The organism is Mesorhizobium sp. YL-MeA3-2017 (genome assembly GCF_030814575.1).
GTDB lineage: Bacteria > Pseudomonadota > Alphaproteobacteria > Rhizobiales > Rhizobiaceae > Mesorhizobium > Mesorhizobium terrae.
This window is the reverse complement of sequence record NZ_JAUSVH010000001.1, coordinates 126,191-151,708: the sequence shown is the minus strand read 5'-3', so window position 1 is coordinate 151,708 and position 25,518 is coordinate 126,191. Positions and strand designations below refer to the sequence as shown.

The following is a 25,518-nucleotide window of genomic DNA, read 5'->3' as shown; positions in this document are numbered from 1 at the left end:
CGGGGCGCCGGCCCCTTGCGTTTAGCTGGATTCTCAGATGATCAGCACTTGCTCGGCGTCACCTTGTGCGGGTCGTGCAGCTTGGGCGGCGTGGCGTTGCCGCCATGCTGCTTCAGCCAGTCGCAAGCGTTGATGATGTCCTTGGCCAGGCCGTTGATGACATTGTGGTTGAGATGCGGGCGCACCACCACGCGCAGGCTGTTCACCGTCTGGGCGTCCGGCGGCATCGTGTAGGCCGACAGGACCCAGCCGCGCTCGCGTACCTTGGCCGAAACATCGAACTCGTTGAAATTCTTGAATTCCGGCTTAAGCGTCAGCGCCACGACGGGGATGCGCTGTGTCTTGTTCATGATCTCGAAATAGCCGCTCTCGACGAGCAGTTCGCGCAGATGCTCCGCGTTTTCCAGCGTACGCGTCATGATCTCCTTGTAGCCTTCGAAACCAAGGCGCAGGAACGCGTAATACTGGTAGGCGATCTGCGCGGCATTGCGGCTGAAATTCAGCGTCGCGGTCGGCATCTCGCCGCCGAGATAGTTGACGTAGAAGACGAGATCCTCGTTGAAGATCGAGCGCTCGCGGAAGATCACCCAGCCGAGCCCCGGCGGGACCAGGCCGAACTTGTGGCCCGACGCATTGATCGACAGCACGCGCGGCAGGCGGAAATCCCATTTGTAATCGGGGTAGAGGAACGGGTTGACGAAGCCGCCGGAAGCGCCGTCGATGTGCATCGGGATCGAGATGCCGGTGCGCTTCTCATAGGCGTCGAGCCAGTCATGGATTTCCTGGATGTCGTCGTCTTCGCCGGTGAAGGTCTGGCCGGCGATGGCGACCACGGCGATGGTGTTTTCGTCCACGAGCTTGTCGAGATGTTCGGTGGTCAGCCGGTAGTTGCCTGGCTTCAGCGGCGCGATGCGCGGCTCGACATCGAAATAACGCAGGAACTTCTTCCACACGATCTGGACGTTACCGCCGGTGACCATGTTGGGTTTCGAACTGTCCTTGCCGGCAGCTTCGCGCGCCTTGCGCCAGTTCCACTTGTGAGCGAGGCCGGCCAACATGCAGGCTTCCGAGGAGCCGACCGTGGCGGTGCCGTAAGGCTCGACGCCCTTGGGGCCGTTCCACAGCTGGTGCAACCAACGCACCATACGGCCCTCCATGGCGAAGAGCTGCGGGTACATGTCGTGATCGATGTAGTTCTTCAGGAAATGGCTGTGCAGGATTTCGAGCGCTTCCGGCTCGGTGAATGTCGTCACGAAGGACGACAGGTTCATCACCGGCTGCGAGTCGGTCCATGCCTCGCTGTTCACCACCGACTTGGCAGCGAAAGCCGACATGCTGTTTCTCGGAAATTCATCTTCCGAAATATCCTCGTTGAATTGATCGAAGAAGATGTCGAAGGGCGATTTGTGTTTCACGGTGAATTTCCTCGCATGGTGGTTTCGACGTGTAGTCCGCACAGGCTTGCAGCTGCAGGCCAGTTCTGGACGAGTTCGAGTGATGCCGACCTGGCACGAAGATAGCCGGCATTCTTGCCGGTCAGAGCGACCGGCTGGCCCGACCCTATGAGCAGGAGATGTCGGCACGGTGAATGCCGAACAATATCGAGAAGGGCGTCGCCAGAACGGCGAACGAACATGGCCATCCCCTCAGTCTGCCCTCGCAATTGAGAGCAAGTTCAGCCCCCGCCAACCTGCTAATATAAGTATTCCTGCATAACGGGACTGGATTGTCCAGACGATTTTCTGAACACTCGTCCAGTTATTTTTACCTCATGAAAGATGCTTAACGAATTGTACGGACAGCATAATGGGCGCGCCGAATGATGCTGGCGACGTTCGATATTTTTATGCTGCGCGGACGCCACGCCTGAGCAAGAACTGCACGGTTTTCTGGCGAAAGATGACGATCTGCCACTAAGTTTTGCGTCGCGGAAAAGAACATACTTATCCCAGCGGAAATCCCGGGACGGTTGTTGCCGGGTCTTCCGGGAGGAAGTCGGCAAACGATCAGAAGCGGCCGGGGCCATTGCGATTGGTGAGCGTGCCGGTGGCAAAGGCGAGCGTTGCGGCAGCGACCAGCGAGTCCGAATAGGCGGTGGCCTTGGCGAATTTCGCCTGGAGGAGGGCGGTCTGCGCGATGGAGACGTCGGTGATCGTGCCGAGGCCCTGCTTGTAGTAGTCGAGCGCGGCGTTATAGGCGGTCTGTGCCGAACTGGTCAGCTCACTCGCCGCGCCGTGGCCGGCGAGAGACGTTCGCAGCATATCGTATGCAGTGACGATCTCGCGCGCCGCCGTGTTCTGCAACTGCGCCATTTCCTGTTCGGAAGCGGCCGCCTGGGCAACCGCGCCTTGCAGGCGCGCGTCGCGCAGGCCGCCGTCGAAGATCGGCATGGTGATCCCGACAACGAGATTGGCGTTGGGCTGGTTCACGTTCAGCCTGGTGCGCAGGTCGAACCGCGAATCCTCGGTCGAGAGCGTTCCAATGTTGCGGTTGATGTTGCCGGCGATCGCGATCTTGGGCATGAACTCGGCGCGGGCAGCGGCAATGCCACTGCGATCAGCTTGCAGCTTCGCAAAGGCAGCCTGCACATCCGGTCGGCGTTGCAGCGAGGTGGCGATCAGCCGGTCGAGATCGGCCGGGACGGCCTTCGGCAGCACGCGGCTGGAAATGTCCTGGATATTAATCTCGGTCGTGGGCGTAATGCCGATCGCTTCCAGCAATCCCATGTAGGAACTGCGCTCGTGCCCCTGCGACTGGGTGAGGTTGAAGCGCGCTTGCGCCACCTGTTGTTTGGCGGTGGCCGCCTCCATGGTGGTGGCGAGCCCACGCCCCATACGGGCCTCGGCGGCTTCAAGAACCAGTCTGGAGTTGGCCAGCGTGCCCTGGGCGATCTTCAGTTGCACGCGGGCCGCGGTCAGGATGAAGAAGGCATTCGATACATCGAAGATCAGCTTCTGATGCGTGCCGTTGAAAGTGACGTTGGCGCCATAGGAAAGATGATTGGCGGCATCCCGCATCGCTTCCCGCTGGCCGAAGTCGAACAGCAACCACTTGACCGTGAGGGAAGGGACCACCTGCGTGCCGGTGGTGGTCAAGGTGCCGGCCGGTATCGGAATGGGAATGAGATTGAGGCCGGGCGCGGTCGCCGAAGTCTGTTCGAACCCAGCTACGACATCAGCCGTGATAATCGGCAGGTAGGTCGCCTCCGTCGCACCAACCGCGATCGCCGCCTGCCGTGCCCGCTGCCAGGCCGCCCGCGTGACCGGATTGGCCATCTGGGCCATGTCGATCAGTTCGGGCAGCGAATAGGCATGCTTGGGGTCGATGGTCGGCGTGTTGAGCGTGATCGGGATCGCCGGATTTGGTGTCAGCCCGAAATCGGGCTTGCCGTCGACCGCCTTCGGAGCGGCGGCGATATTGCCAGGAGCCTTCGAGGACGGTTTGTCGGCGCTCGGCGGTGCAAGGTCGTGCAGCGCGGATGCGGTGCAGCCGGATAGGAGGAAGGCGGCGCCAATAAGGGCGTAGCGAAGCACGCGCAGCCGACCAACCCGGCCATCAGCGGGCCGGTCAATCGAACATGCCGTGCGCGATCGCAGGCTCATGCCGGCTTTCCCTTCGCTTCTGCCCGCTCCACGGCCTGCGCGATCTCTTCATAGAGCGCAAGCCGTGCCGCCAGTTCAGCGCGAAGTTTTCGGGGAAAACCGCCGGGAGCACCGCGTTCGGTGCGCAGCAGCCTGGCTTCGATGCGCCGCAGTGCGGCCCGCACGGAGCCTGAGGTGCGATCCCAGCGACGAGCCCCCAGATCGGCCGAACGTTCACGCAGCCACGCGGCGACCGTGTCCTCAAAGTTCCGTGTTGCAGCGCGCACCGGTTTCGGCAGGCGATGAAACGGATCGGTATTCTCATCCCGTTCGCGGAGCAGAATGATCGGCGTCGCCATCGTCTCGATTTCGTCGGCAATGCGCTCGGCCGTCTCGGCTCCGATTTCACCATGCCGCACCCGCTTCAGTTCGAAACGCAGCATTTCGGCTTGTCGCATCGCTTTCGACAAGCCGCTTGCGAGGCCGGCATAGGCGCTGACCTTTTCGCCCTGCCGCGCCATCAGGTCGGCGAGCGCCGAGATGCCGTTCGCCAATTGCTTGCGCACACTAGCGCCGACACTGACCGGCCAGATGGTGGAGAACACCAATGAGACGACGACATTGCCAAAGATGATGCCGATGATGCGGTCGCGCGCCACATCCATGTCGAGGCTCGGTCCGAAGCCGTGCAGGGTGACCAGGAAGAAGCACAGCGCGATCTGCCAACCCATATAGGAGATGCGCTCCGAACCGACCGAAACCCAGGCGGCGACAAAACTGGCGCCGCCGACCAGCAATGCCAGATGGCCGATATCGGTCATGTGCGGAACCAGCCAGACGATTGAGCCGACACCCATTGCACCGCCGATCAGGCAGCCAATGATGCGCAGCGTCAGCTTGTGGACCGTCTCGCCGGTAGAACCCAGCGCCACCATGAAACAGGTGATCATGGCGGTATGGATCTCGAACCAGTTCAGCGAAGTGTAGGTGATGTAGGTGATCATCACCGCCAGCAGGGTCTTCAACGCGAACTGCGTGTAGACCGGGTTGGTGAACGCGTCCGGCGCGAAGAAGCCCTCGCTCTCCCCCGGCGGCAGCGGCCGCGGTTCGTACGTCCGCATCTGGATTTGCGCGATCCGGTTGATCAGCCGAGCCGTTTCCGGATCGCCTGCATGCAGCAATCTTGTCGCCACTGTGTTGCGCAAGCGGCGGGCGCGAATATCGCCAGCCAGTTCCCGCAAGGTGTCGGCGGCATGGGCGTCTTGGCCAAATCCTTCGCCATTGACGACCCGCGCGAGCACGAGGGTGAGCAGCGCATAACTTGCTTCAGCGAGTTCGCCGGCCCGCATCGCCTCCTTGTTGTCCATCAGCGAAAGGATGCGCGCGAAGACGCGGTATTTGGCAAGTTCGTCATTGCCGGCGGCCAGCAGTTTGCCGGCGCGACGTTGTGTTTCTTCGCTACCGCTTTCGATCAACGCTGCGGCCGTTTCGAGCCGCTCCTCTATCTCACGGCGCAACAGCCTGGCAGGGCTGCGCCCGGCCACGACATTGAGCGCGATGAGATAGACCATCGGGAAGAACACCACGACCCACATCCAGGCAAGCGCCCGCACAAGCAGTTCGGCGATCGGCACGATGTCATAGAGGGTCATGACGAAGGCGAAGACCATGGCGACCGTGCCGACCGGCGGTCCGGCCTTGGACGCCTGCGCCAGATACATGCCGCCGAAGGTGAAAAGCGCGACCAGCCCCAAGCGCAGCATCGGACTGTCGGCGACTACCATCAGGCTCAGAATGCCGATCGCGATGCCGAGGGTAGCGCCGACCAGCACGCCGGCCGCGGTCACGATGCCAGAGCCGGCGTCAGCGCGCGAGGCGAAGAAGACGAGATAGCAGGAGAGGGCGGCTTCCGGCACCTCCAGCGCCATCGCCGTCATCGTGACCAGCACACAGACCAGTGCGATGCGCAAAGACAGGTCGAGCCGCCCCGGATAGGGCTGCAATTCGTCCCAAAGGATCGAAAGCAGGGTGGTCTTACTTGGCGGCTGGTACAGCATCTGCACCGTCGCCATTCGCCGGAGCCGGCCCGACGATCACCACGGCGGAAGCGCCGACGCGCATGAGGTCTTCCGGTGGGTTCTCCAGTCTCACATAGACCGGGAAGCGCTTGGCCACGCGCACCCAGTTGAGCGACGAGGAAACGATCGGGATGCCGAGAATGGTGGCGGCTTCATCCGAACGCACGCCCCAGCCTAAGCTCGAGATCGTGCCTTTGATGCGGCGGGTGGAATCGGCCATCACGAAGACGTCGGCGGCATTGCCGATCCTGATGGCGCCGAGATCGGTCTCGCGGAAGAACGCGACCGTTTCCCATTCGGCCGTGTTGATGAGCGTGAACAGGGTTTCGGCGGGGATCACCACCTTGCCAACCGACAATTGCATGCCGACGATCTTGCCGTCGAAGGGCGCGCGCACCGTGGTGTTGTCAAGATCGCGCTGCGCCAGATCGACCGTTGCGCGGGCAACGTCGGCCTGGGCCTTGCGGGTATCCAGCGTGCCGATGATCTTGGTGGCGCCTTGCGCCTGCTGCAGGGCCTGCCGCAGGCTGACCTGCGCATCGTTGGCGGCGGTGCGCGCCATGTCGACTTGCTGCGCGGTGACGAAACGCTTGGGCAGAAGCGGTTCGAGCCGCTGCAGCGTCTGTTTGGTCATCTCGGCGTTAATGCGCGCCCGTTCGATCTGCTTGTCGGCGATGCCGGCATTGTCGCGTTCAGTGGCGAGGTTGCGACCGCCTTGCGCCACTTCCGATTCAGCAGCGCGCTGCTCTGCCCGCGCCTGCTCCAGGCGTAGGCGATAGGGTTCCGGATCGAGCTGAAAGAGGATGTCGCCCTTCTTCACCGAAGCGTTGTTGGTTACGCTGACCGAGATGACTTTGCCGGGCACGGAAGCTGCGATCGGCACCGTCGGTGCGTCGACCTCGGCAACGTCAGTGCGCGGGCTGCGATCCGCTTCCCACAGAGCGAGATAGACCGCTACGGCCGCACCGGCGATGATGGCGAGCGTCAGAATCCACGCCACGCCACGCCGGACATGGTCGAGCGCGCTCACCGGGGCACTCCGCCAAACAGCGCGAACCAGGCGCCGATGCCGCAAAGCAGGGCAAGCGAGAGATAGACCAGCAGCGGCACCGGCAAGTGCTCGTCAATGCCGGCGGCCACCAGAAGCAGACGGATAACGATAGTGGCGATGATGCCGATAACCGCAGCGATGATCCAGGCGGGAAAGTAGGATCCGAATATCGGAATAGCAGGGGCGGCGGGAGAATTGACGCAGGCGGATAGGATGAGAAGAGCACCCAACGGACCCAAGCGCTTCAGCGCTCCGGCTATCCAGCCGAATTTCCCGTGCATTTCATTCATACGGACTTTCGGCTCCCCCAAAAGCATCGATTTTCTATCGATAGAGCAGGGAACAGCCGCAACCAAGTCTCCGGGTGGGGAAGTCTGATCAATCCACTGAATATTGGCTCGACGGCGACAGCGGGAAATCGGGGCGGCGCGCCGTTTGACCTAGGCAGTATTGCGTTCTCGGTCGTCATTCCCGGCATTGGCGAGGTCGAAGCTTCGTCCACCATAATCTGAACGGCCCCTGCATGTGTTTGCTCCGAGGCGCATGTTTTGTGTTGAGTTTTTGGTTCCCATCGACTAGTCAGAAGCTACCAGGCCGGGCCCCTCTGGCAGCCATCATGGCTGTGATGTCGGACTGGAATTTCAATCCGGTGGCCTGGCTCTGATGTTTCTAGCTCTTCGCTAGTCCCTGACAACATTCGCGTTGCGCGAGTGTACGGGGCATGTCTGAACGCTGCGCCGCCCATGCTGAATGCAAAGGGTGCCGTATGACAGAATTCTTCACTCCAGAAGCGATGACCGCCTTGTTCCAGGTCATCATGATCGACCTTGTCCTGGCCGGCGACAACGCCGTCGTTATCGGACTTGCCGCCGCGGGGCTGCCAAAGGCACAACGTGCCAAGGCAATCCTCGTCGGCATTATCGCCGCAACCGTTCTTCGCATCATCTTCGCCGCGGCCACGACGCAACTCCTCCAGATCGTCGGGCTGCTGCTTGTCGGTGGCGTCCTCCTGCTATGGGTATGCTGGAAGATGTGGCACGAGCTTCGGTCCGGACACGGACAGGAGGCTCATGCAGGCGAGAATTCCGCCGAGGGCGCCGCAGGTGCGCCGACAAAGACCTTCGCCCAGGCCGCCTGGCAGATCGTCATCGCCGACGTTTCCATGTCGCTCGACAATGTGCTGGCCGTTGCCGGTGCCGCGCGCGATCATCCGAATGTTCTGGTCTTCGGGCTCATTCTGTCGATCGCGCTGATGGGTATCGCTGCCAGCTTCATTGCCAGCCTGCTGCAGAAGCATCGCTGGATCGCCTATGTCGGCCTGGCAATCATCCTCTATGTGGCCGGCGACATGATCTACCGCGGCGCGCTGGAACTGATGCCATACATCGGCAAATCGTAAGGCCTGAAAACGCCAGCTGAGCGGGCTGCGACCCTCCATTCGGTAATACCGACTGGAGGGTCGCTCCAACACTTAGATGCTCGCAAAACGCTGGACCGCGGGCGGCCGTTTCAGTCTGTTTGGCGACATCCGCTCCGAAGATCAACGCGGCCGCGGGGGCTGGAACCAGATATTCCAAAGCAAACCCTAGGCGGACGGCTTTTCGTTCGGTAGGATTGCTGCTTGCCTGCATCAGCGGGCAAATCTGGTGGCGGCATCGTCGATGCCGCCTTTTTTTTCCCTGGCGCGCGTGTCGCGTCGCAACCCTTATGAGGAGATCATGCCTACGGGCGATGGTAGTAGTAGCTTGGCCGACATTTTCGGAATTGTGTCGGTCCTCATTCTCGTTGCCGCAAACGGCTTCTTCGTTGCAGCGGAATTCTCATTGGTCGCGGTTCGCAAAAGCCGGGTGGCTGAACTGGTGGCCGCAGGCCGCATAAATGCGATGGCATTGCAGCGAGCCGTCGACAATCTCGACGCCAATCTCGCAGCAACCCAGCTCGGCATCACCATCTCATCACTGGCGCTCGGCTGGATCGGCGAACCAGCATTGGCCCATCTGATCGAGCCGCTTTTGTCCGGCCTACCGGAAACGCTCGTTGCCTTCGGCTCGCACGCGATTGCGGTGGCGATTGCCTTCATCATCATCACGACCCTGCACATCGTGCTGGGCGAACTCGCGCCAAAGAGCCTTGCCTTGCAACGTAGCGAAGGCACGGCGCTGTGGATCGTGCGCCCGCTCGGACTGTTTCTTTTCCTGCTGCGCCCGGCAATCCTCGCACTCAACGGCCTCGGCAATCTGATCCTGCGGGCTTGTGGGCTGCAACCGGGAGCGGGCGAGGGCGCATTGCATTCGCCGCAGGAGTTGAAGCTCCTGGTGCAGGCGAGCCAGGAAGCCGGCATCCTTGAACACGCGCAGCGTGAGGTGGTGGTTCGCGCCCTCAACATCGCCGATCGCCGCATCGGCAGCATCATGACACCCCGTCATGAGGTGGACTGGATCGACGCCGACGATACGCGCGAGGACATGATACGCACCATCCGGGAATGCCGGCATGATCAGTTGCTGGTCGGGCGAGGCGATATCGACGAACCATTTGGCATGGTGCTGAAGAAAGATCTGCTCGATCAGTTTCTCAATGGGCAGCCGCTCGATCCTCTTGCGGCGATGCGCGAACCGCTGATCGTCCACGAAGTCACGTCGGTCGCCAAAGTGCTGGAATTGTTCAAGCAGTCTCCCGTTCGGCTGGCTGCGGTCGTTGACGAATATGGCAGCCTTGAAGGCATCGTGACCCAAACCGACCTGCTCGAAGCGATTGCCGGCGATTTGCCCGGCATGGAGGGCGAAGAGCCTGACATTGTCGAGCGTGAGGACGGCTCGCTTTTGATCGACGGGATGATGTCGGCCCATGACGCCCTTAGCCGCCTGGGCATAGGATCGCGGGCCGGCAGCGACCATTTCCACACGATTGCGGGGTTTGCGCTGTTCCAGTTCGGACATCTGCCCAAGATTGGCGAGACCTTCACCTATGAAGGCTGGCGCTTCGAGATCGTCGATCTGGACGGTCGCCGGATCGACAAGCTGCTGGCGCGAAGAAGCGTCCGCTAGAGCAGGGGATGGCGACCGCTATGGCTCGCGAACGATCTCAGCATAAGTCCTGAGTTTGCCGTCATGGCCGCGGAACTGCCAGGTCGACCCGTCCTGTGCCTCGGCATAGGACGGGTTGATCGGCACCTTGCCGCCGCCTTCGGGAAGATCGAGAACATAGACCGGATTGCAGATTCCGGACAGGCGCGCGCGCAGCTCGCGCACCAGCGCCTGCCCATCGGCGATCGTGGTGCGCCGATGCGCCATGCCGCGGGCGAGGTCGCCATGATGAAGGTAATAGGGCTTGACGCCGAGCCGGTACATCAATTCCCGGCATAACTCTTCCAGGACGTCGACCGTGTCATTCACGCCCTTCAGGAGAACCGTCTGATTGAGCAGGACAAAGCCTGCGTGTCGCAAGATACGGCAGGCCTGTTCGGTCGCCGGCGTGATTTCGCGGGCATGGTTGAAGTGGGTGACGACCGTAACCATCAGCCGGCCCTGTAGCGCTGCAACCATCTCATCCGTCACGCGCGATGGCAGCACGACAGGCACACGCGTATGGATACGCAGCAGCCGCACATGCTCGATGGCTTCGACGCGCGCTCTGATTTCCGCCAGCGCCTTGTCGGGCAGGGACAATGGGTCACCACCGGTCAGGATCACCTCGCGTATTTCCGGATGGCTCTCGATATAGGCGAATGCGGCCTCGAGAGCCTCGCGGGAATAACCGCGGCCGATCGAGGTCAGCGATTCCTTGCGGAAGCAGAACCGGCAATAGACCGCGCATTGATAGGTCGGATACAGCAGGACCCGGTCGGCGTGGCGGTGCGTCAGGCGTGGTATCGGGCTGAAGGCGTGATCGGCGATCGGGTCGACGAGTTCTCCTTCGTCGAATTCGAGTTCCTCGGGCGAAGGAATGACCTGAAGCCGGATGGGGTCCGCTGCGTTGTCCCAATCGATCAGGTCGAGGTAGCTCTTGGGTGCGCGGATCTTGTGAATTGCTGCGGCTGCTTCTGCGGCGGCACGTTCCTGCGGCGAAAGTGGCAGGCGATCGAGATCGCGTACGTTGCGCACGCCATCGCGACAATCGTCCTGCCAGGGGACAGTGCCATTTGTCTTGCCGGGGCTTCCCATCGACATATCGCGTTCGCTCATGGTTGGCTTGGTTGTTCGGCGTTGCCGACGTTAGAAGTTGCGATCAGTACAGGTTTATCCTCAAGTCGCATAAGATAGATTATGGAACTTATGAATATGGGGCCAAGAGGCTTTGTCGGCGCCGGCAGCACTTCGATTTCCGATCGCGGGATTGGGCAACGCCATCACAATCACCGGATAGACCGACCGCACCACGAGATACTTTCCGTTCGCAGTGCGCACGAGGAAAATTGTGCTCTAGTTTGAATCATAAGGGATTTCTATGATCATGCCGTCGAACGCCGGTTCGACGTGATCAGGCGTCTCGGCCTGCACGGCGGCATAGTCCAGCGGCACATGCATATGCGTCAGCACCGCTCTTTCCGGCGCCAGCCGTTCGATCCAGGAAAGCGCTTCCGACAACGAAAAATGGCTGGGATGGCGGCGGTACTGCAGCGCATCGATAATCAGCACCTGCAGATCGGTCAGCCGCTCGGTCGTAGCCGCCGGAAAGTCGGACACGTCGGAACAATAAGCGAGCCCGCCGATGCGAAAGCCCAGCGAGACGATATCGCCATGCGCCTGAGGTAGCGGTTCTAAGGTGAGGGGACCCCCCTCTCCTTCGACGACCACCGGCCTGTCATGATCGATCAGATGCGGCTTGAGGATGGGCGGATAGGAGCTGCCCGGCGGCGTCTCGAAGCAGTAACCGAAGCCCTGTTTCAAGCGCTCCAGCGTCAGCCGATCCGCATGGATGTCCATCAGGCGATGCTGGTCGACGACAAAGGTCCGCAGGTCGTCAATGCCATGGATATGGTCGGCATGAGCGTGAGTGTAAACAACGGCATCGATGCGTTTGACCGACGCCATCAGCATCTGTGAGCGGAAATCCGGCCCGGTGTCGATGGCAACCGTGGTCGTGGCGCCGTTGGCGGCAATCCTCTCCACCAGGGCTGCGGCGCGCATGCGGCGATTTTTCGGGTTGCTAGGGTCGCAATTGCCCCAGTCACCGGTGAGCCTCGGCACGCCAGGCGACGAACCGCAGCCTAATATGGTGAGGCGCAGCGTATCCGGCATCGCTCAGGCCGGCTTTGGCATCTTGGTGAACAGCCGGAAGAAATTGGCCGTGGTGATCGTAGCAATTTCAGCGGCGCTGACGCCGATCGTTTCGGCCAAAACCTTAGCAGTCTCAACCACATAGGCCGGTTCGTTGCGCTTGCCGCGATGCGGCGGCGGCGCCAGATAGGGTGCGTCTGTTTCGACCAGCAGCCGCTCATGCGGTACGTCCTTGGCGATATCGCGCAATTCGGCCGAATTCTTGAAGGTCAGGATACCGGAGAACGACACATAGCCGCCGAGCTCGATGCCGACACGAGCAAGCTCGGCGCCGGAGGAGAAGCAATGCAGGATGAAGGGGAAGGTGCCCTTCCCTGTCTCTTCCGTCAGGATCGTCGCCATATCCTCGTCGGCGTTGCGGGCGTGGATCACCAGCGGCAATCCGGTCTGACGCGCCGCCGCGATATGGACACGCAATCCTAGCGCCTGCGCGTCGCGCGGCGCCTTGTCGTAAAAATAGTCGAGCCCCGCCTCGCCGATCGCAACGACCTTCGGGTGCGCGGCAAACCGAATGAGGTCTTCGGTGGTTATGTCGAGCTCTTCGGCGGCATTGTGCGGATGAGTGCCGACCGAGCAATAGACTTCGTCATATTCCTCAGCAATGGCAAGCACTTGTTCGAAGCGCTTCACTCGCGTCGAGATTGTCACCATGCGGCCGACACCGGCCGCGAGGGCACGGGCGACGATGGCCGCCCGCTCCTCGGTGAAATCCGGAAAGTCCAGATGGCAATGGCTGTCGACCAGCATCACTCAGCCTTCCTGGGCCTGCTCGACATAACGTGGGAACACCGGCTGCGGCGCAGGCAGCGCCGTGCCCGGCACCAGCGCCTGTTCGTCGCCCAGATGCTCGAAGCCACGCTTGTCCGCAGCGACTGCCAGCGTGTCGAGCAGCTCTGCCGCTGAGCCCGGGATATAGGGCTGGCAGAGGATGCCGACGCGCCGAATGACCTCGGCCGTGGTCCACAAAACCGTTTCCATGCGAGCCGGATCGGTCTTCTTCAGCGCCCACGGCTCCTGCGCGGCGAAATAGCGGTTGGCATCGGCCACGACTGCGAAGATCGCTGCCAGTGCATGATGGATGCCCTGCTCCGCCATCGCCTTGCGCGCAGTCGCCAAGGCAGCCGTCGCTTGGCCAAGGATTGTTTCGTCAGCCTCGGCGAGCGTGCCGCGCTGCGGCACCACGCCGGCGCAGTTCTTGGCGATCATCGACAGCGACCGCTGCGCCAGATTGCCGAGATCGTTGGCAAGGTCGGCATTGGTGCGGTTGACGATCGCCTCGTGGCTGTAGCTGCCATCCTGTCCGAACGGCACTTCGCGCAGGAAGAAATAGCGCACCTGGTCGAGCCCGTAGTGATCGACCATCGTGAACGGATCGATGACATTGCCGACCGACTTCGACATCTTCTCGCCGCGGTTGAACAGGAAGCCGTGCGCGAAGACGCGCTTCGGCAGTTCGATGCCCGCCGACATCAGGAATGCCGGCCAATAGACGGCGTGGAACCGCACGATATCCTTGCCGATGACGTGCGTCGCCGGCCAGAATTTCCAGGAGGCGGCGGCGGTGTCAGGATAGCCGGCAGCGGTGATGTAGTTGGTCAGCGCGTCGACCCACACATACATGACGTGCTTTTCGTCGCCGGGAACCGGAATGCCCCAGTCGAAGGTGGTGCGCGAGATCGAAAGGTCCTTCAGGCCGGATTTGACGAAGGAGACCACCTCGTTGCGCCGTTCGCTCGGGCCGACGAAATCCGGCTGGCTTTCGTAGAGCGCCAGCAACTTGTCCTGATAGGCGGAAAGGCGAAAGAAGTAGCTTTCCTCCTCGACCCATTCGACCGGCGTGCCCTGCGGGCCGTAACGAACGTTGTCGGCCCGAACTTCGGTCTCTTCCTCACCGTAATAGGCTTCGTCGCGCACCGAGTACCAGCCGGCATAACCGCCTTTGTAGATGTCGCCATTGGCCTCCATCGCCTTCCAGATGGCCTGGGAAGCGACCTGATGGCGTGCCTCGGTGGTGCGGATGAAATCGTCGTTGGAGGCGTTGAGCGCCAGCGCCATGCGCTGGAATTCGGCCGCGTTGCGGTCGGCCAGCTCACGCGGTGAAATGCCTTCCTTCTTGGCCGTCTGCAGCATCTTGATGCCGTGTTCGTCGGTTCCGGTCAGGAAGAAGACGTCCTTGCCGTCCAGGCGCTGGAAACGGGCCAGCGCGTCGGTTGCCAGCAATTCGTAGGCATGGCCGATATGCGGCTTGCCGTTGGGATAGGAAATTGCGGTGGTGATGTAGAACTTGTCGCGGGACATGGCGGACCGTCATGAATGTCTGAATGGAAAGTCGGGGCGTGGATATCGCATCGGTATGGCGAAAGCCATCCCGCGCTTCAGGGCCGTCACATTCGCATTGCAGAATTCAGGCGGTCGATCATCGTAAGCGCGTGCTGCTTCTTGTCGAGATTGTAGGTTTCAGTCTCAGATATTACACGCCGCGCTTCTTGCCAAGCATCCGACAGCAGCTTGGCGCGCCTTAGATCGCCACTCAACGCCGCCGAACTTGCCGCGTCAGAGAGCAATTCCAGAGCATGACGGTTGAACGTCTCGAACGGAATGGCCTGATCGCGACCGGCAACCGTCTCAGCCAGCCGATGCGCCTTGGCGATATCCACCCTGCCCGCCGATACCAGCTTTTCCAGTGCCCCCGCAATTTCCAGGCCGCCATATTGGGTGAGCAGGATGGCGGCGCGGGCGCTGCCCCCTGCCCGCTCGGCCAACGCAGCACGCTGTGCGGCGTCATCCGGCACTGCTTGACCGACCGCATCCAGCACGGCCGTCAATTCGTCCTCGGCGAGCGGAGCAAGCCGCAACACCTGGCAACGCGATCGGATCGTCGGCAACAAGCTGCCGGGTGCATGGACGATGAGGATGAAGACCGTTCTTGCAGGTGGTTCTTCAAGATTCTTCAATAACGCATTGGCTGCATTGGTATTCATGTCGTCGGCTGGATCGACGATCACCACCCTGTAGCCACCGTCATGGGAGGTCATCGACAGGAACTGGCCGACCTTGCGGATTTCGTCGACGGTAACAACGCTCTTATAGGTCTTGGTGCGATCGTTCATCGGTCGCGTCAGATGCAGCACCGATGGGTGCGCACCCATGGCGATCTGGCGGTGCAGCGATGAGGTCGGATCAGGAACGGCAAGCGCTTCCGGCGCCGATCTGCCGTCGGGATAACGCAGAAGGTGGTGCGCAAGATGGAAAGCCAGGGTCGCCTTGCCGATACCCGCGGTGCCGCACAACATCAGCGCATGCGGCAGCTTGCCAGCCCGATAGGCGGCGGCCAGCGTCTCCGCGATGTCACCGTGGCCAACAAGGTGCGGATTCTCGGCCGGTTCCGGCACGCCGTCCAGCGTATCATGCTGTTCCGGTGCCAGCCGTTCGAAACTCATGCCGGCGCCTTATGGCTGGCGCGTGTCGGCTTGCCCTTGTCGAGTGCGGCGAAAACGGCGGCGGTCACCGCATGCTCGACCTGTTCCAGATCGCCGGACGCGTCGATGACCACACAGCGCTTCGGCTCCGCCTTGGCGATTGCCAGATAGGCTTCGCGGCGGCGTTGCTGGATGGCGAGCGTCTCCTTCTCGAAACGATCGGGAACCTCGCCGGCATTGCGCCGCTCGGCGGCGCGACGTAGTCCCTCGGTCGGATCGATGTCGAAGATCAGGGTCAGGTTCGGCACCATTCCGTTGATGGCAACGCGCTGGAGCGCATCGACATAGGCTGGATCCAGCCCGCCGGTGGCACCCTGGTAGACCCGTGACGAATCGATGAAACGATCGCACAACACAACCGCTCCGCGCTCGATCGCCGGCCGGATCACTTGTTCGACATGGTCCGAGCGGGCCGCGGCAAACAACAGCGCCTCCATTTTCGGCCCGAAGGGTTCGGCAAGGCCCGACAAAAGCACGTGGCGCACCGCTTCGGCACCTGGCGAACCGCCCGGCTCCCGGGTGACCATGACATCATATTTCTTGGTGCGCAGACGCTCGGCCAGACGCTTGATCTGCGTCGACTTGCCGGCGCCCTCGCCGCCTTCGAAAGTGATGAAGAATCCGCTCGCCAAACGCTGCGCCTCGGTTGTCGCCCCAATACCAGACATAGGTGCCGGAAGCCGCTGCGGCGAGAGGGTTAGTGCTTCTTGCCGATCTTTCCACTCTTAATGCGCGCCGGCGAAAAGGTCCAGAATGGCGACGGGAAACCGGCCACAAGAATCCGAAGATCGAGTGAATTCGCTTTGTTTATAATAGGTTGTATCGCTTTGCGCGACTAAAGACCTATCGCAACCAACCAACCGCGATTTCCTTGACGGCGTCGATGGCGCGGCGCGGCATGGAGCCAACCTCCACTGTCTCGGCCGCGAACAGCGGCGTTTCCTGGCTCAGCGTATCGCCGATCCAGATGCGCAGCGCGCCGACCGGCTGCCCGGCTTCCACCGGCGCTGGCAGCGGGCCATTGTAGACGATGCGAGCGGTGACCTTGTCGCGGCCAGCAATGGGCAGCAGGAGATCGATCGGCCCCTTGGCCTTCAGCGCCACACCGGATTTGGCGCCACCGAACACTTGCGCCTCGCCAACTGTCTCATCCTTGGCGAAGACCTCGGTCTTTTCGAAGGAACGCAGGCCCCATTCGAGGAGCTTGCGTGCCTCCTCGGCGCGTTCGCGGTCGCTGGCCAGCCCGCTCATCGTTGCAACGACCCGCCTGCCGCCCTGGTTGAGCGAACCGACGATACCGAATCCGTCCTGTTCGCTGGCGCCGACCGCCAGCCCGTCAGCGCCGATATCCATGGCCAATAGCGGGTTGCGGTTGCGCTGCGTGATCTTGTTCCAGGTGAAGTCCTTCAGCCCGAAATAGGCGTAGAGGTCCGGATATTCGCGCGACAGGCGCAAAGCCAGCTGGGTAAGTTCGCGAACAGTCGTCTTCTGGCCGCCGGCCGGCAAGCCGGTGGCGTTGACGAAGGTCGAAATCGGCAGCCCGATCTGGCGGGCATGTTCATTCATCTGCAGGGCGAAATTCTCTTCGGAACCCGCAAATCCTTCGGCGAGGATGATGCAGCCATCGTTGGCGGCCTGAACGGCGATACCCTTCATCAGGTCTTCGATGCGGATGGCCGATTTGAGGGCCGCAAACATGGTGGAGGTGCCGGATGGGGCGCCCCCCTTGCGCCAGGCGTTTTCGCTGACCACGAAGGTGTCGTTGATCGTGAGCCGACCACCCTTCACCGCATTGAAGGCCATTTCCAGCGTCATCAGCTTGGCGAGCGAGGCCGGCTGGATCGGCTTGTCGGGTTGTTTGGAAAACAACACCGTGCCGGTTTCGGCGTCGATCATGAAGGCGGCCGCCGCCTTGGTCTCGAACAGTTGCGCGGCTGCCGGCATAGCCGAGAGCACGAGAAGCGCGATGCCGAACAGGCTGGCCAAGGCCAAAGGAGTGCGGGATTTCGAAATCATGGCCACACGCTATCAGTTGAGAGGCGAGCCGATCAATCGCGCCTGCCGCCGGCGCCCAGCTTATCCCCGGCGGCGGGTCGCCTCAGTCGCGCACCGCGAATGCATCCGGCGCGCCATGGCTCCAGGCTGCTTCCAGCATGTTATCGACGGTCATGCGGCCGTCCTGATAGAGATTGACCGAATACCAGTCCCTGCCGTCGAGCTTTGCCTGGTCGATTTCGACGCGACCATAGGCCTTGAGCGCTGCAGCGACTTTCTTTGCGTCCACAGCGCTGTCGAAGGTGCCGGCAGCGACATAATCATCGGACGGGTCGTTCTGCTGTTTCCAGTTGCCTAGCGCCGCCGCCGGCCCTTCGAGCGCGGCAAAGGCCGAAGCCGAGCGCTGGTTGCGTTCGGCGGCATAAGACAGGGTCGCCATCTTGAATGGAAGGTTCTGCGGCGTCGGCAGCACATCGGCCATATCCGGACGCGGCATGACGATCGGCCCGAAATCCGGCAGGACGATGCCTTCGATGGAGCTGTTCTGCGCCACCACCAACGGTGCCGGTGCTAGTGCGACACTCGCGGCCTGGCCGGGGAACGGGATGCTTGCCGCACTGGCGGCAATCGGCGCGCTTGGCGACGAGCCGTTCATGGCAACCATGACGCCGGTCGGCAGGCCGTCGGATGGATCGGGGATCCTGTTGCCGGGATGGTAGGAAGCCAGGAGATAGGAATCGTCGCTGCCCTCGAGCGGAGCGCGGCCTACATAGTCGACCTTGACCCTGGCGGTGCCGATCCGGGAGTAGCCCAGCATGTCGGCCGCCCGTTTCGACAGATCGATCAGCCGCCCTTCGTGATAAGGCCCGCGATCGTTGACACGCACGATGATGGAACTGCCATTGTCGAGATTGGTGACGCGGGCGTAGCTGGGCAACGGCATGGTCGGATGCGCGCCGGTGATCTGCGAAATGTCGTAGACTTCGCCATTGGCGGTGAGCCGACCATGGAAGGCTTCGCCGTACCACGAGGCAGTGCCCTTCCTGGAATATTTCTGCTCTTCCTTCGGGTAATACCACTTGCCGCGAACCTGATAGGGATTGCCGAGCTGGTCGCGGCCGCCGCCGCGGCGAAAACCGTGCTTGCCCATGGCGACGCGCGGGCTGGCCTTCACACCATATTCGGCTTCCGAGAAATATTCCTTGGAGCGTTCGCGCTTGCTGGTCTTGGTCGGTTCAGAGGATGCGCAGGCTGCGAGAAGCCCGGCCGAGACGGCCAACAACGCGTAAGTCGAAATGCGACGAAGACGCGTCGGTACCTGCATCGTGAACTCTTCCCCTGCCGGCCCGAACAATGGCGCCGCTACTCAAACACTGCTGGGGACGAAGCAATTCGAACGATGACCCGCTCGACACCCAAAACCCCAGAATCCCTTTTGCACAGGAATTGCTTATTACACGCTTAATCGATTGCGGCCTTCGACCGGCAAAATTGTGGCGACAAGGTGTCGTTGTGCCGTAGAGCAATCGGGCAATAGCTTGTTTTGAAATAATATCTGGAGACTACACAGCGACCTGATCGTTCGCCGACGATCTCAGACCGGCAGCAGGCGCCGGCGTCGTCTCGCGAAATAAACAAAGGCCTTAAGTTTTAGCGGTTTCATACGCCGGCTTGGGAAGGATATGTGCAAGGGTTCGCTGATGAGACTGGCTATCATGTCCTTTTCAAGTGGCCCGCCTTCGGTAACCGCGAAATGCTGGTGAAGACGTCAGCCGACCAATGGTGAAGTGCCTTCGGCACGGGCTGAAAGCGAGATAGGTGGCGGAGGGAGTGGGATTCGAACCCACGGTGACATCGCTGCCACGCCGGTTTTCAAGACCGGTGCCTTAAACCGCTCGGCCATCCCTCCGGCATTAATCTCGCTAGCTTTTTTGGTTTTCGGCGATGGCATCCGCCATGGCTGCTGCCGTTTTGCTAACGAATGCCATCGTCGCTTCGCCTTTACCGCGCGCCAGATCACAGCGTCAAGCAGAGGTTGGAGTGGTCGCAATGGTGCGAGCGGTAGCCATTGAGTGTTCCTTGGGAGGTTGGGGTATCTTCATCCGCTCAGAAGCGGATGGAGAGGTTGCCCTTCATGGAGTGGTCGGAGGCATCGCCGCCGAGATTGCCGGTGTAGGAGATGCCGAGCGTGGTGGCGGCGCCGATGGCGAGGTCGAGGCCGGTTTCAAGCACCAGGCTGTCGCGGGCGATCGGCGCGCCGGAGATGGCGAAGGCGGAGCCGCCGCTGACGAAGCGCAAGCCCGCATCCGGCGTCACGTCGCCGAAGGCATGGCGCCAGCCCAGCATGCCGCGCGCCTTCAGGACCGCCTCGGTGCCGACGATCAGCTGCGTCTCGGCATGCATGCCGAAGGTGGTGAACGGCACGGTGTCGCTGCCGGCACGACCGTCGAGTGCGGCCGCCCCGCCCTTCTCGCGAAAGCCTTCGGAGGCGACATGCACGATGGCAAGGCCGGCGAACGGCTCGAAGCGCATGCCGCCAGCATGCATGGCATAACCGACCTCGCTGTAGAACTGGGTGGTGCGGGCATCGTAGTCGGACTTGAGACTGTCCTTGAAGCCGTCGAAGGCAACGGAGCGCGCCGCCTCGACATCATGCCAGGCATGGGCAAGGCCGCCACGCAGCGTCCAGGCACCCCATTCGGCACCGGCATAGGCACCCAGCGTGTAACTCTTGACCGAAGCCGAGGAAGCGCGCGCATCAGCCTTGAGCGTGCTGGAGGAATAACCGGCCACGACACCGGCGCGCCAGTTGTCGCCGATCTCGCCGTCGGCGCCGACGAAGAGGCCGCCGATGGAGCGGTGCAGTGCCGCCGTCTCGACCGTCGTCTGCGTCGAGCCCCAGCTGCCAAAACCCTGCAGCCACACGCCGCCCAGCGTCTCGCCGGGTTCGGCGAAGGCCTCGCGTACCCGCCGGTTGGCCGCCTCGCGCAGGAAGCGGCTGTCGTCGACAAGCGCGCTTCTTGTCGAGGCATGGGCCTCGCCCGACAATGCGTCGAAGGCTTGGCGCGCCATGGCCTGGTCGCTGACGGCGGCAATGGCGTTGTAGACGCTGTTGCCGGCACCGAGGCTTTCGGCGCCACGTGCGGCCGAACACTGGTTGCGGGTTTGGGCGGCATCGCAGAAGGCGGTGCTGTTGCGCACCATGTCGAGATAGACGTCGTTGGCGCCATAACCCAGCGCCATGTTGAGGAACGGCCGGTCCTGGTCGAGCACGGCGTATTTGCCGGTGACACCGCCGACCGCGCTCAGGATGGTGTAGCGGATGGTGCGGTTGTAGGAGCCGGCGAGCTTGGTGACACGCACGGTGCCGCCCTGCAGGGTAGCGCGGCCGCCGACGGCGATGCGATCCGAAGAACCGCCTGCATCGATCTCGGCATGGTAGACCGAGCCCGCCTCCTGCAGGAAGTCGCCGGCGACGGCCAGCGTGCCGATCGAGTTGCCGGGCGCGATGGTGGCGCCGGAGGCGATGGTGGTGGAGCCGACCATGCCGGTGCCGCCAAGCAAGGTGCCGTCGCGCATCAGGAGTTCGCCGCCGAGCTTGCCGGCGATGTCGAGCGCGCCGCTCTCCACGGTGGTGAAGCCGTCGAAGGCCGAGGAGTCACCCGTCAGCCTGACGGTGTTGCCGCTGCCTGTATTGAGGCGCAGCGCTCCCTCACCCGAGACGATGCCGGCATAGGCGCCGGAGGCGGCCTGGTCGAAACGCGTCATGCCCTCGGCGCCGATCTCGACATCGCCGCCGAAACGGTCGGTGGCCGAGGCCAGCGTGCCACGGTCGACCGTCCAGTCGAGGCCGCTGGCACCCGTCAAGGTGAGCTTGCCGGCGCCGTTCTTGACCATGGTGCCGGTGCCGCCGATGGCGCCGGCGAAGGTGGCGTCGTCACCCTGGTCGAAGACGACCTTGCCGGCATTGGCGATGGCGTTGCGGATCGAGCCGGCATTGCCGACCAGGGTGCCGGCCCGCACGATGGTGTTGCCCAGATAGGTGTTGGCACCGGTCAGCACCAGGGTGCCGAGGTCGTCCTTGACGATCGCGCCGGTGCCGGTGAGGCCGGAGGCGATGGTGGCGGTCATCTGGCTGCCGGCGGCACTGCCGTCGCCGACGCGGATGTTGGTCTCGGCCTGGTTCAGCGCCAGATTGCCACCTTCGACGCGGTAACCGTCCGAGGCGAACTGCATGCCGGTGATCTTGATCGGCTCGCCATCGGCAACGACATTGACGGTGCCGGCAGTACCCTGGAACACGGCGAAGCGGCCGCCCCAGGCCGTGTTGGCGCTGCCATCGGCACTGGTCCAGTTGGGCTGCTGGGCCGCCCAGGTGCCGCTGCCGCCGTCGATGGCGCCGTTGCCTTCCGAATCCGCCCCGTCCCAGAACAGGATGTTCTTGTCCGGCCCGGCACCGCCGACAACCAGATTGATCTGCTTGGCGATCGAAGTCTGGAGGACGAGGTCTTCCTTCTTGTAGCCGTCCGGCGTGGTGCCGATGCCGATGCCATTGTTGGTGAAGGTGCCGCCATAGTCGATCAGCCGGTAGACGCCCTGCCCGAAGCCGCCGGCGTCGGAGACGTTGAAGGTGGCACTGAGCGTCAAGTCGCCCAGCACCTTGAACAAAGCCGGACCGCCGGGCTGGCCAAGGCGCACGTTGATCAATGCCGGGCCACCCTCGCCATCGGCGAAGAGTTTCCCCGCTGTCAGTTGTTGGCCTGACGTGCCTTCGAGGATGCCGCCGCCGCTGATCCAGAGATCATCGATCGTTCCATTTCCCCCCAGCACCGCGTCGCGCATCACGCCCACGGATGTGGCAGTTCCGTCGACCTGAAGGCGCCCCGCCTGGTGTCGAACATTGCCTTCGGTCGTGCCCGTCAGCGTCAGCCTGCCGAGGCCGGTCTTGTGAAACATCACATCGTTTTTCCCGGGAGACGACAGGTCCCGCAACGTCCCAGAAAGGGTGGAAATATTGCCCTCGTCGACCCTGACGGACGCGCCCTGGTTACCTGGGATGTTGAAGGCGATTTCGTTGTTGAGCGTTACGCCCCCGGTTTCGCCGAGGATCAGTTCCGTGTTGTCGTCCTCAACGGTAATCTTGCCGGTGCCGAGGGCGCCGTCGGCAGTCGCCCGGATGGCACCGTTGTTGAACACCGTACCACCAGAATAGCTGTTGGCCTTCGTGAGGATCAGTTCTCCGGAGCCTGATTTCCTCAGTGATCCGGCGCCGACGACCTGGCCTTCGAAGCGCGATTCCTTATCGACACCGGCGATGTCCAGCTGCTTGCCGGCATCGAGTTGTACGGTGCCCATGCCACTCAGAACGCTAAGCCGATCACTCTGAGCGACATGGAGCGTGGCATCTGTCCAAACAGCTACGCTGGAGTTGGCGCCGATGGCGTCGCCATTCCCTTCTGTCCGTAGGGTGCCATCATAAACTTCGTAGCGAAGCGCGGATTGCGAACCGTCACCTTGCAAGACGAGCGTACCAATACTGGTCTTGCGTATTTCCCCGCGTCCGGAACGCGCGCCCTTCAGCGTCACACTACCCTCATGAAAGACCGGGATGTCGACCACACTACCATTTTCGAAGCGCAGGTCGTTTGTGAGGGCCAAGCCTTGAGACATGGCGCGAAGCTGCAAAGTATTGCCCGTTTCCGCGTTTAAGAGGATCTCGCCGGTGCCGATGCTGATATCGCTTTGAGTGGGACTGCCTTTGTCGAATTGGATAGCGCCAGCGGCGAACTCAGTGCCACCGGAGTAGCTTTGGCTACCAACTACCGATAATAAGCGATTTCCTTCCTTCCTAAGCCGTATCTTGCCAAGGCCGTCGACGATCCTGTTGGCGCTATTGATGTTGGCCCCAACCAAGGCAAGTACTGCGGTTGTGCCTGCGGTATTGTTGCGAACGGTCCCCTCGTTTCCGTCGACGCCGGTGAACAAACTTCTGATAGCTAGGTCTTGGCCAGCCAGATCCAACGTTCCGCTTCTGAGCGCGACCTGTGTCCGTTCATGCGCCAGCAAATCTCGCCCAGCCTGACTGCCAATCTGCGCGGTCCCGGCGTCGAGAAAAATATTAACGTACGATCCTCCAACTCGATCGATGGCCGAGGGTGCGAAGATAATCGTTCCGTTATTAGCACCGTCCCCCGTGCTGCCGATGTTGAGGCGGGGTACGAACATACCGCCCTCGATATGTAGAATGCCGACAAATGTCCCGACAGCGCCGCTAACCACCGAAAGGCTGAATTCCCTCTCGGCTGAGTTTATTATGATGGTACCCGAATAAGTGCCCGTGGTTGAAAAGCGATAGCCCGCCCAGGCGGGGCCGGCGGCGGCGGCCACCAGAGCGGTGGCGGCCAGAAGGCTGCGCCGGAAGGCACGAGCGCACCTTTTGGCCGGCTGGGCGGAAATCGTCATGGTCATGGAAAAGTCCCTCTTGAAGCGTCGAACATCGCGATGAACGAAGCGCGCGGGCCGGGACCGCGCGGCGCGCCGAAAAGGTCGCGCCGATTGGCCGGCAGGGTTTCTTTTCGCCAAAACGCGGGCACATATGGCGACACCCCCACCCTGCCGGCCGCATGCGACCGCAGGAGCCGTGCGGCGCAATGCTGGTCTATGCTCACGAAAAATCGCATTTCCGGCCCGTGGATTCGTTCATTCCGGCCAAGGCGATAGCAGCGGGCGCAAAACCGCGCCCCGTATGAACAGAGGGGGAAAATCGAAAAACAGCCGTGTTCGGGACGATTTTCGGCTGAAAAACGCGCCGCGCCCGACCAATGAGTGGGAATTGCGGCCGATCCGCCGCCGTGGGCGCTCTCCGATTCCCGACTGAGTCCGACTACCGGTCGACCATGGCTGCGGGAACGGCAAAATCCGGCGCCGGATTGCTCACCTGCCCGTCGTCAGGACTATCGAGGCAATGGCGGGCCGAGCCGGCGGAGGCTCCGGCGTCCTCAAGCATATCGCACCTCAATCCGATGCATTCCGCCCGTGGCGGTTCGGGCCAAAGCCTTATGTTTCGGTGTGGAACGGAGCGTGATCCGGCCAATCCGGTGCTGCGCTTGACGCCATGATGCGATACACGTAGGGCCACATTTTATGTAGTTCGATTCAAAAACCGATGAGGGGCACTTCCGCTTATGGAAATCTTCACCGCCGCTGGTTTTTCCGCCCTTCTGCAGGTCATCGCCATCGACCTCGTGCTTGCCGGCGACAATGCCATCGTCATCGGCCTTGCGGCGGCGGGCCTGCCCAAGGACCAGCGCAAGAAGGCGATCCTGGTCGGTATCGGCGCCGCGACGGTGCTGCGCATCATCTTCGCCCTGATCACGCAATGGCTGCTGGCCTTCGGCCCGATGCTGCTCATCGCCGGCGGCCTGCTGTTGTTGTGGGTGTGCTGGAAGATGTGGCGCGAGCTGCGCGTCAGCCACGAGGAAGAGCAGGAGGCCACCGAAGCGCTGGCGGATGCGGAAAGCGACGGCGCCGCCGCCAAATCGGGAAAACCGCGCAAAACCTTTGCCCAGGCGGCGTGGCAGATCGTCATCGCCGATGTTTCGATGTCGCTGGACAATGTGCTGGCGGTCGCGGGCGCGGCGATGGAGCACCCGACGGTGCTCATCATCGGCCTGGCGCTGTCGATCGCGCTGATGGGGTTTGCCGCCTCCTTCGTGGCGCGCCTGCTGCATCGCTTCCGCTGGATCGCCTATATCGGCCTGCTGATCATCCTTTATGTGGCGCTGAAGATGCTGCTCGACGGCGCCGTCGAGCAGTTCCCGAACCATTTCGGTTTCCTGGCGCCTTGGTTCGGGCCTAGCGTCGGTGGCGCGCATTAGGTCGAGGACGACCCGGGCCACTCAGGCCCGGGCGCCCGGCTGCGCCTGAGGTTTGCTTGCCAGGCGAACTGTGCTATTGCGCGCGCCGAATAGAGCACCGCACTGGTGCCATGCCGAAAACGAACGAATTCCGGGCCGGACCTGCAAGGTTTCCGGCCCGCGTCCATTGGAACGCCGC

At 62.2% G+C, this 25,518-nt stretch carries 17 protein-coding genes and 1 tRNA gene; 3 read left to right on the top strand and 15 right to left on the bottom strand.

Annotated features, from left to right (window positions below):
* Nucleotides 1-41 precede the first annotated feature (41 nt).
* The 5 genes from QFZ88_RS00610 to QFZ88_RS00590 all read right to left on the bottom strand — a co-directional run bounded on the left by QFZ88_RS00610 (nt 42) and on the right by QFZ88_RS00590 (nt 7,066).
* Complete coding sequence (locus tag QFZ88_RS00610; protein ID WP_024924027.1) at nt 42-1,415, bottom strand: glutamate decarboxylase; 1,374 nt, start codon at nt 1,413-1,415, stop codon at nt 42-44.
* 591 nt (nt 1,416-2,006) lie between these two features.
* Nucleotides 2,007-3,602, bottom strand: a complete 1,596-nt coding sequence (locus QFZ88_RS00605; RefSeq protein ID WP_024924026.1) for a TolC family protein — start codon at nt 3,600-3,602, stop codon at nt 2,007-2,009.
* Complete coding sequence (locus QFZ88_RS00600; protein ID WP_051512150.1) at nt 3,599-5,653, bottom strand: FUSC family protein; 2,055 nt, start codon at nt 5,651-5,653, stop codon at nt 3,599-3,601. The genes QFZ88_RS00605 and QFZ88_RS00600 overlap by 4 nt, the downstream gene beginning before the upstream one ends.
* Nucleotides 5,616-6,689 (bottom strand): multidrug transporter subunit MdtN, encoded by a 1,074-nt coding sequence (mdtN, locus tag QFZ88_RS00595; RefSeq protein ID WP_024924024.1) that lies wholly within the window; start codon nt 6,687-6,689, stop codon nt 5,616-5,618. Before mdtN ends, QFZ88_RS00600 begins: the two co-directional genes overlap by 38 nt.
* Complete coding sequence (locus tag QFZ88_RS00590; RefSeq protein WP_287499020.1) at nt 6,686-7,066, bottom strand: YtcA family lipoprotein; 381 nt, start codon at nt 7,064-7,066, stop codon at nt 6,686-6,688. Before QFZ88_RS00590 ends, mdtN begins: the two co-directional genes overlap by 4 nt.
* Nucleotides 7,067-7,476: 410 nt before the next feature.
* Here QFZ88_RS00590 and QFZ88_RS00585 point away from each other — a divergent pair, with 410 nt between their 5' ends.
* Nucleotides 7,477-8,109 carry a TerC family protein gene (locus QFZ88_RS00585; RefSeq protein WP_024924022.1) on the top strand — a complete coding sequence of 211 codons (633 nt, stop codon included), beginning with the start codon at nt 7,477-7,479 and terminating at the stop codon, nt 8,107-8,109.
* Nucleotides 8,110-8,428: 319 nt separating this feature from the next.
* On the top strand, nt 8,429-9,757 hold the full coding sequence (locus QFZ88_RS00580; RefSeq protein ID WP_024924021.1) for a hemolysin family protein: 1,329 nt from the start codon (nt 8,429-8,431) through the stop codon (nt 9,755-9,757).
* Nucleotides 9,758-9,775: 18 nt separating this feature from the next.
* Here the strand turns inward: QFZ88_RS00580 and QFZ88_RS00575 are convergent, their stop codons facing one another.
* The 10 genes from QFZ88_RS00575 to QFZ88_RS00530 form a co-directional block, all read right to left on the bottom strand.
* Nucleotides 9,776-10,894, bottom strand: coding sequence for a KamA family radical SAM protein (locus QFZ88_RS00575; protein ID WP_024924020.1), 1,119 nt, complete (start codon nt 10,892-10,894; stop codon nt 9,776-9,778).
* A gap of 237 nt (nt 10,895-11,131) precedes the next feature.
* On the bottom strand, nt 11,132-11,950 hold the full coding sequence (locus QFZ88_RS00570; RefSeq protein ID WP_024924019.1) for an MBL fold metallo-hydrolase: 819 nt from the start codon (nt 11,948-11,950) through the stop codon (nt 11,132-11,134).
* Between the two features lie 3 nt (nt 11,951-11,953).
* A complete protein-coding gene (locus QFZ88_RS00565; protein ID WP_024924018.1) occupies nt 11,954-12,736 on the bottom strand; it encodes a TatD family hydrolase in 783 nt (260 codons plus the stop codon).
* A 3-nt stretch (nt 12,737-12,739) separates the two neighbouring features.
* A complete protein-coding gene (metG, locus tag QFZ88_RS00560; protein ID WP_024924017.1) occupies nt 12,740-14,287 on the bottom strand; it encodes a methionine--tRNA ligase in 1,548 nt (515 codons plus the stop codon).
* An 86-nt stretch (nt 14,288-14,373) separates the two neighbouring features.
* A complete protein-coding gene (locus QFZ88_RS00555) occupies nt 14,374-15,429 on the bottom strand; it encodes a DNA polymerase III subunit delta' (protein WP_024924016.1) in 1,056 nt (351 codons plus the stop codon).
* Nucleotides 15,426-16,100 carry a dTMP kinase gene (tmk, locus tag QFZ88_RS00550; RefSeq protein WP_024924015.1) on the bottom strand — a complete coding sequence of 225 codons (675 nt, stop codon included), beginning with the start codon at nt 16,098-16,100 and terminating at the stop codon, nt 15,426-15,428. The genes QFZ88_RS00555 and tmk overlap by 4 nt, the downstream gene beginning before the upstream one ends.
* Nucleotides 16,101-16,311: 211 nt before the next feature.
* A complete protein-coding gene (locus QFZ88_RS00545) occupies nt 16,312-17,484 on the bottom strand; it encodes a D-alanyl-D-alanine carboxypeptidase family protein (protein WP_024924014.1) in 1,173 nt (390 codons plus the stop codon).
* Nucleotides 17,485-17,566: 82 nt separating this feature from the next.
* Nucleotides 17,567-18,787, bottom strand: a complete 1,221-nt coding sequence (locus tag QFZ88_RS00540) for a septal ring lytic transglycosylase RlpA family protein (RefSeq protein WP_024924013.1) — start codon at nt 18,785-18,787, stop codon at nt 17,567-17,569.
* Between the two features lie 495 nt (nt 18,788-19,282).
* A tRNA-Ser gene (locus tag QFZ88_RS00535) sits at nt 19,283-19,372 on the bottom strand.
* A gap of 197 nt (nt 19,373-19,569) precedes the next feature.
* Nucleotides 19,570-22,818 carry an autotransporter domain-containing protein gene (locus tag QFZ88_RS00530; RefSeq protein WP_024924012.1) on the bottom strand — a complete coding sequence of 1,083 codons (3,249 nt, stop codon included), beginning with the start codon at nt 22,816-22,818 and terminating at the stop codon, nt 19,570-19,572.
* Nucleotides 22,819-24,647: 1,829 nt separating this feature from the next.
* Between QFZ88_RS00530 and QFZ88_RS00525 the strand changes: the two genes are divergently transcribed.
* Complete coding sequence (locus tag QFZ88_RS00525) at nt 24,648-25,340, top strand: TerC family protein (protein ID WP_024924011.1); 693 nt, start codon at nt 24,648-24,650, stop codon at nt 25,338-25,340.
* Nucleotides 25,341-25,518 lie beyond the last annotated feature (178 nt).

Bases quoted from the DNA above. Each gene is read 5' to 3' on its own strand.
- QFZ88_RS00605 (WP_024924026.1), bottom strand. From the start codon at position 3,602: ATGAGCCTGCGATCGCGCACGGCATGTTCGATTGACCGGCCCGCTGAT.
- QFZ88_RS00600 (WP_051512150.1), bottom strand. From the start codon at position 5,653: ATGGCGACGGTGCAGATGCTGTACCAGCCGCCAAGTAAGACCACCCTG.
- QFZ88_RS00585 (WP_024924022.1), top strand. From the start codon at position 7,477: ATGACAGAATTCTTCACTCCAGAAGCGATGACCGCCTTGTTCCAGGTC.
- QFZ88_RS00580 (WP_024924021.1), top strand. From the start codon at position 8,429: ATGCCTACGGGCGATGGTAGTAGTAGCTTGGCCGACATTTTCGGAATT.
- QFZ88_RS00575 (WP_024924020.1), bottom strand. From the start codon at position 10,894: ATGAGCGAACGCGATATGTCGATGGGAAGCCCCGGCAAGACAAATGGC.
- QFZ88_RS00570 (WP_024924019.1), bottom strand. From the start codon at position 11,950: ATGCCGGATACGCTGCGCCTCACCATATTAGGCTGCGGTTCGTCGCCT.
- QFZ88_RS00565 (WP_024924018.1), bottom strand. From the start codon at position 12,736: ATGCTGGTCGACAGCCATTGCCATCTGGACTTTCCGGATTTCACCGAG.
- metG (WP_024924017.1), bottom strand. From the start codon at position 14,287: ATGTCCCGCGACAAGTTCTACATCACCACCGCAATTTCCTATCCCAAC.
- QFZ88_RS00555 (WP_024924016.1), bottom strand. From the start codon at position 15,429: ATGAGTTTCGAACGGCTGGCACCGGAACAGCATGATACGCTGGACGGC.
- QFZ88_RS00545 (WP_024924014.1), bottom strand. From the start codon at position 17,484: ATGATTTCGAAATCCCGCACTCCTTTGGCCTTGGCCAGCCTGTTCGGC.
- QFZ88_RS00540 (WP_024924013.1), bottom strand. From the start codon at position 18,787: ATGCAGGTACCGACGCGTCTTCGTCGCATTTCGACTTACGCGTTGTTG.
- QFZ88_RS00530 (WP_024924012.1), bottom strand. From the start codon at position 22,818: ATGGGCACCGTACAACTCGATGCCGGCAAGCAGCTGGACATCGCCGGT.
- QFZ88_RS00525 (WP_024924011.1), top strand. From the start codon at position 24,648: ATGGAAATCTTCACCGCCGCTGGTTTTTCCGCCCTTCTGCAGGTCATC.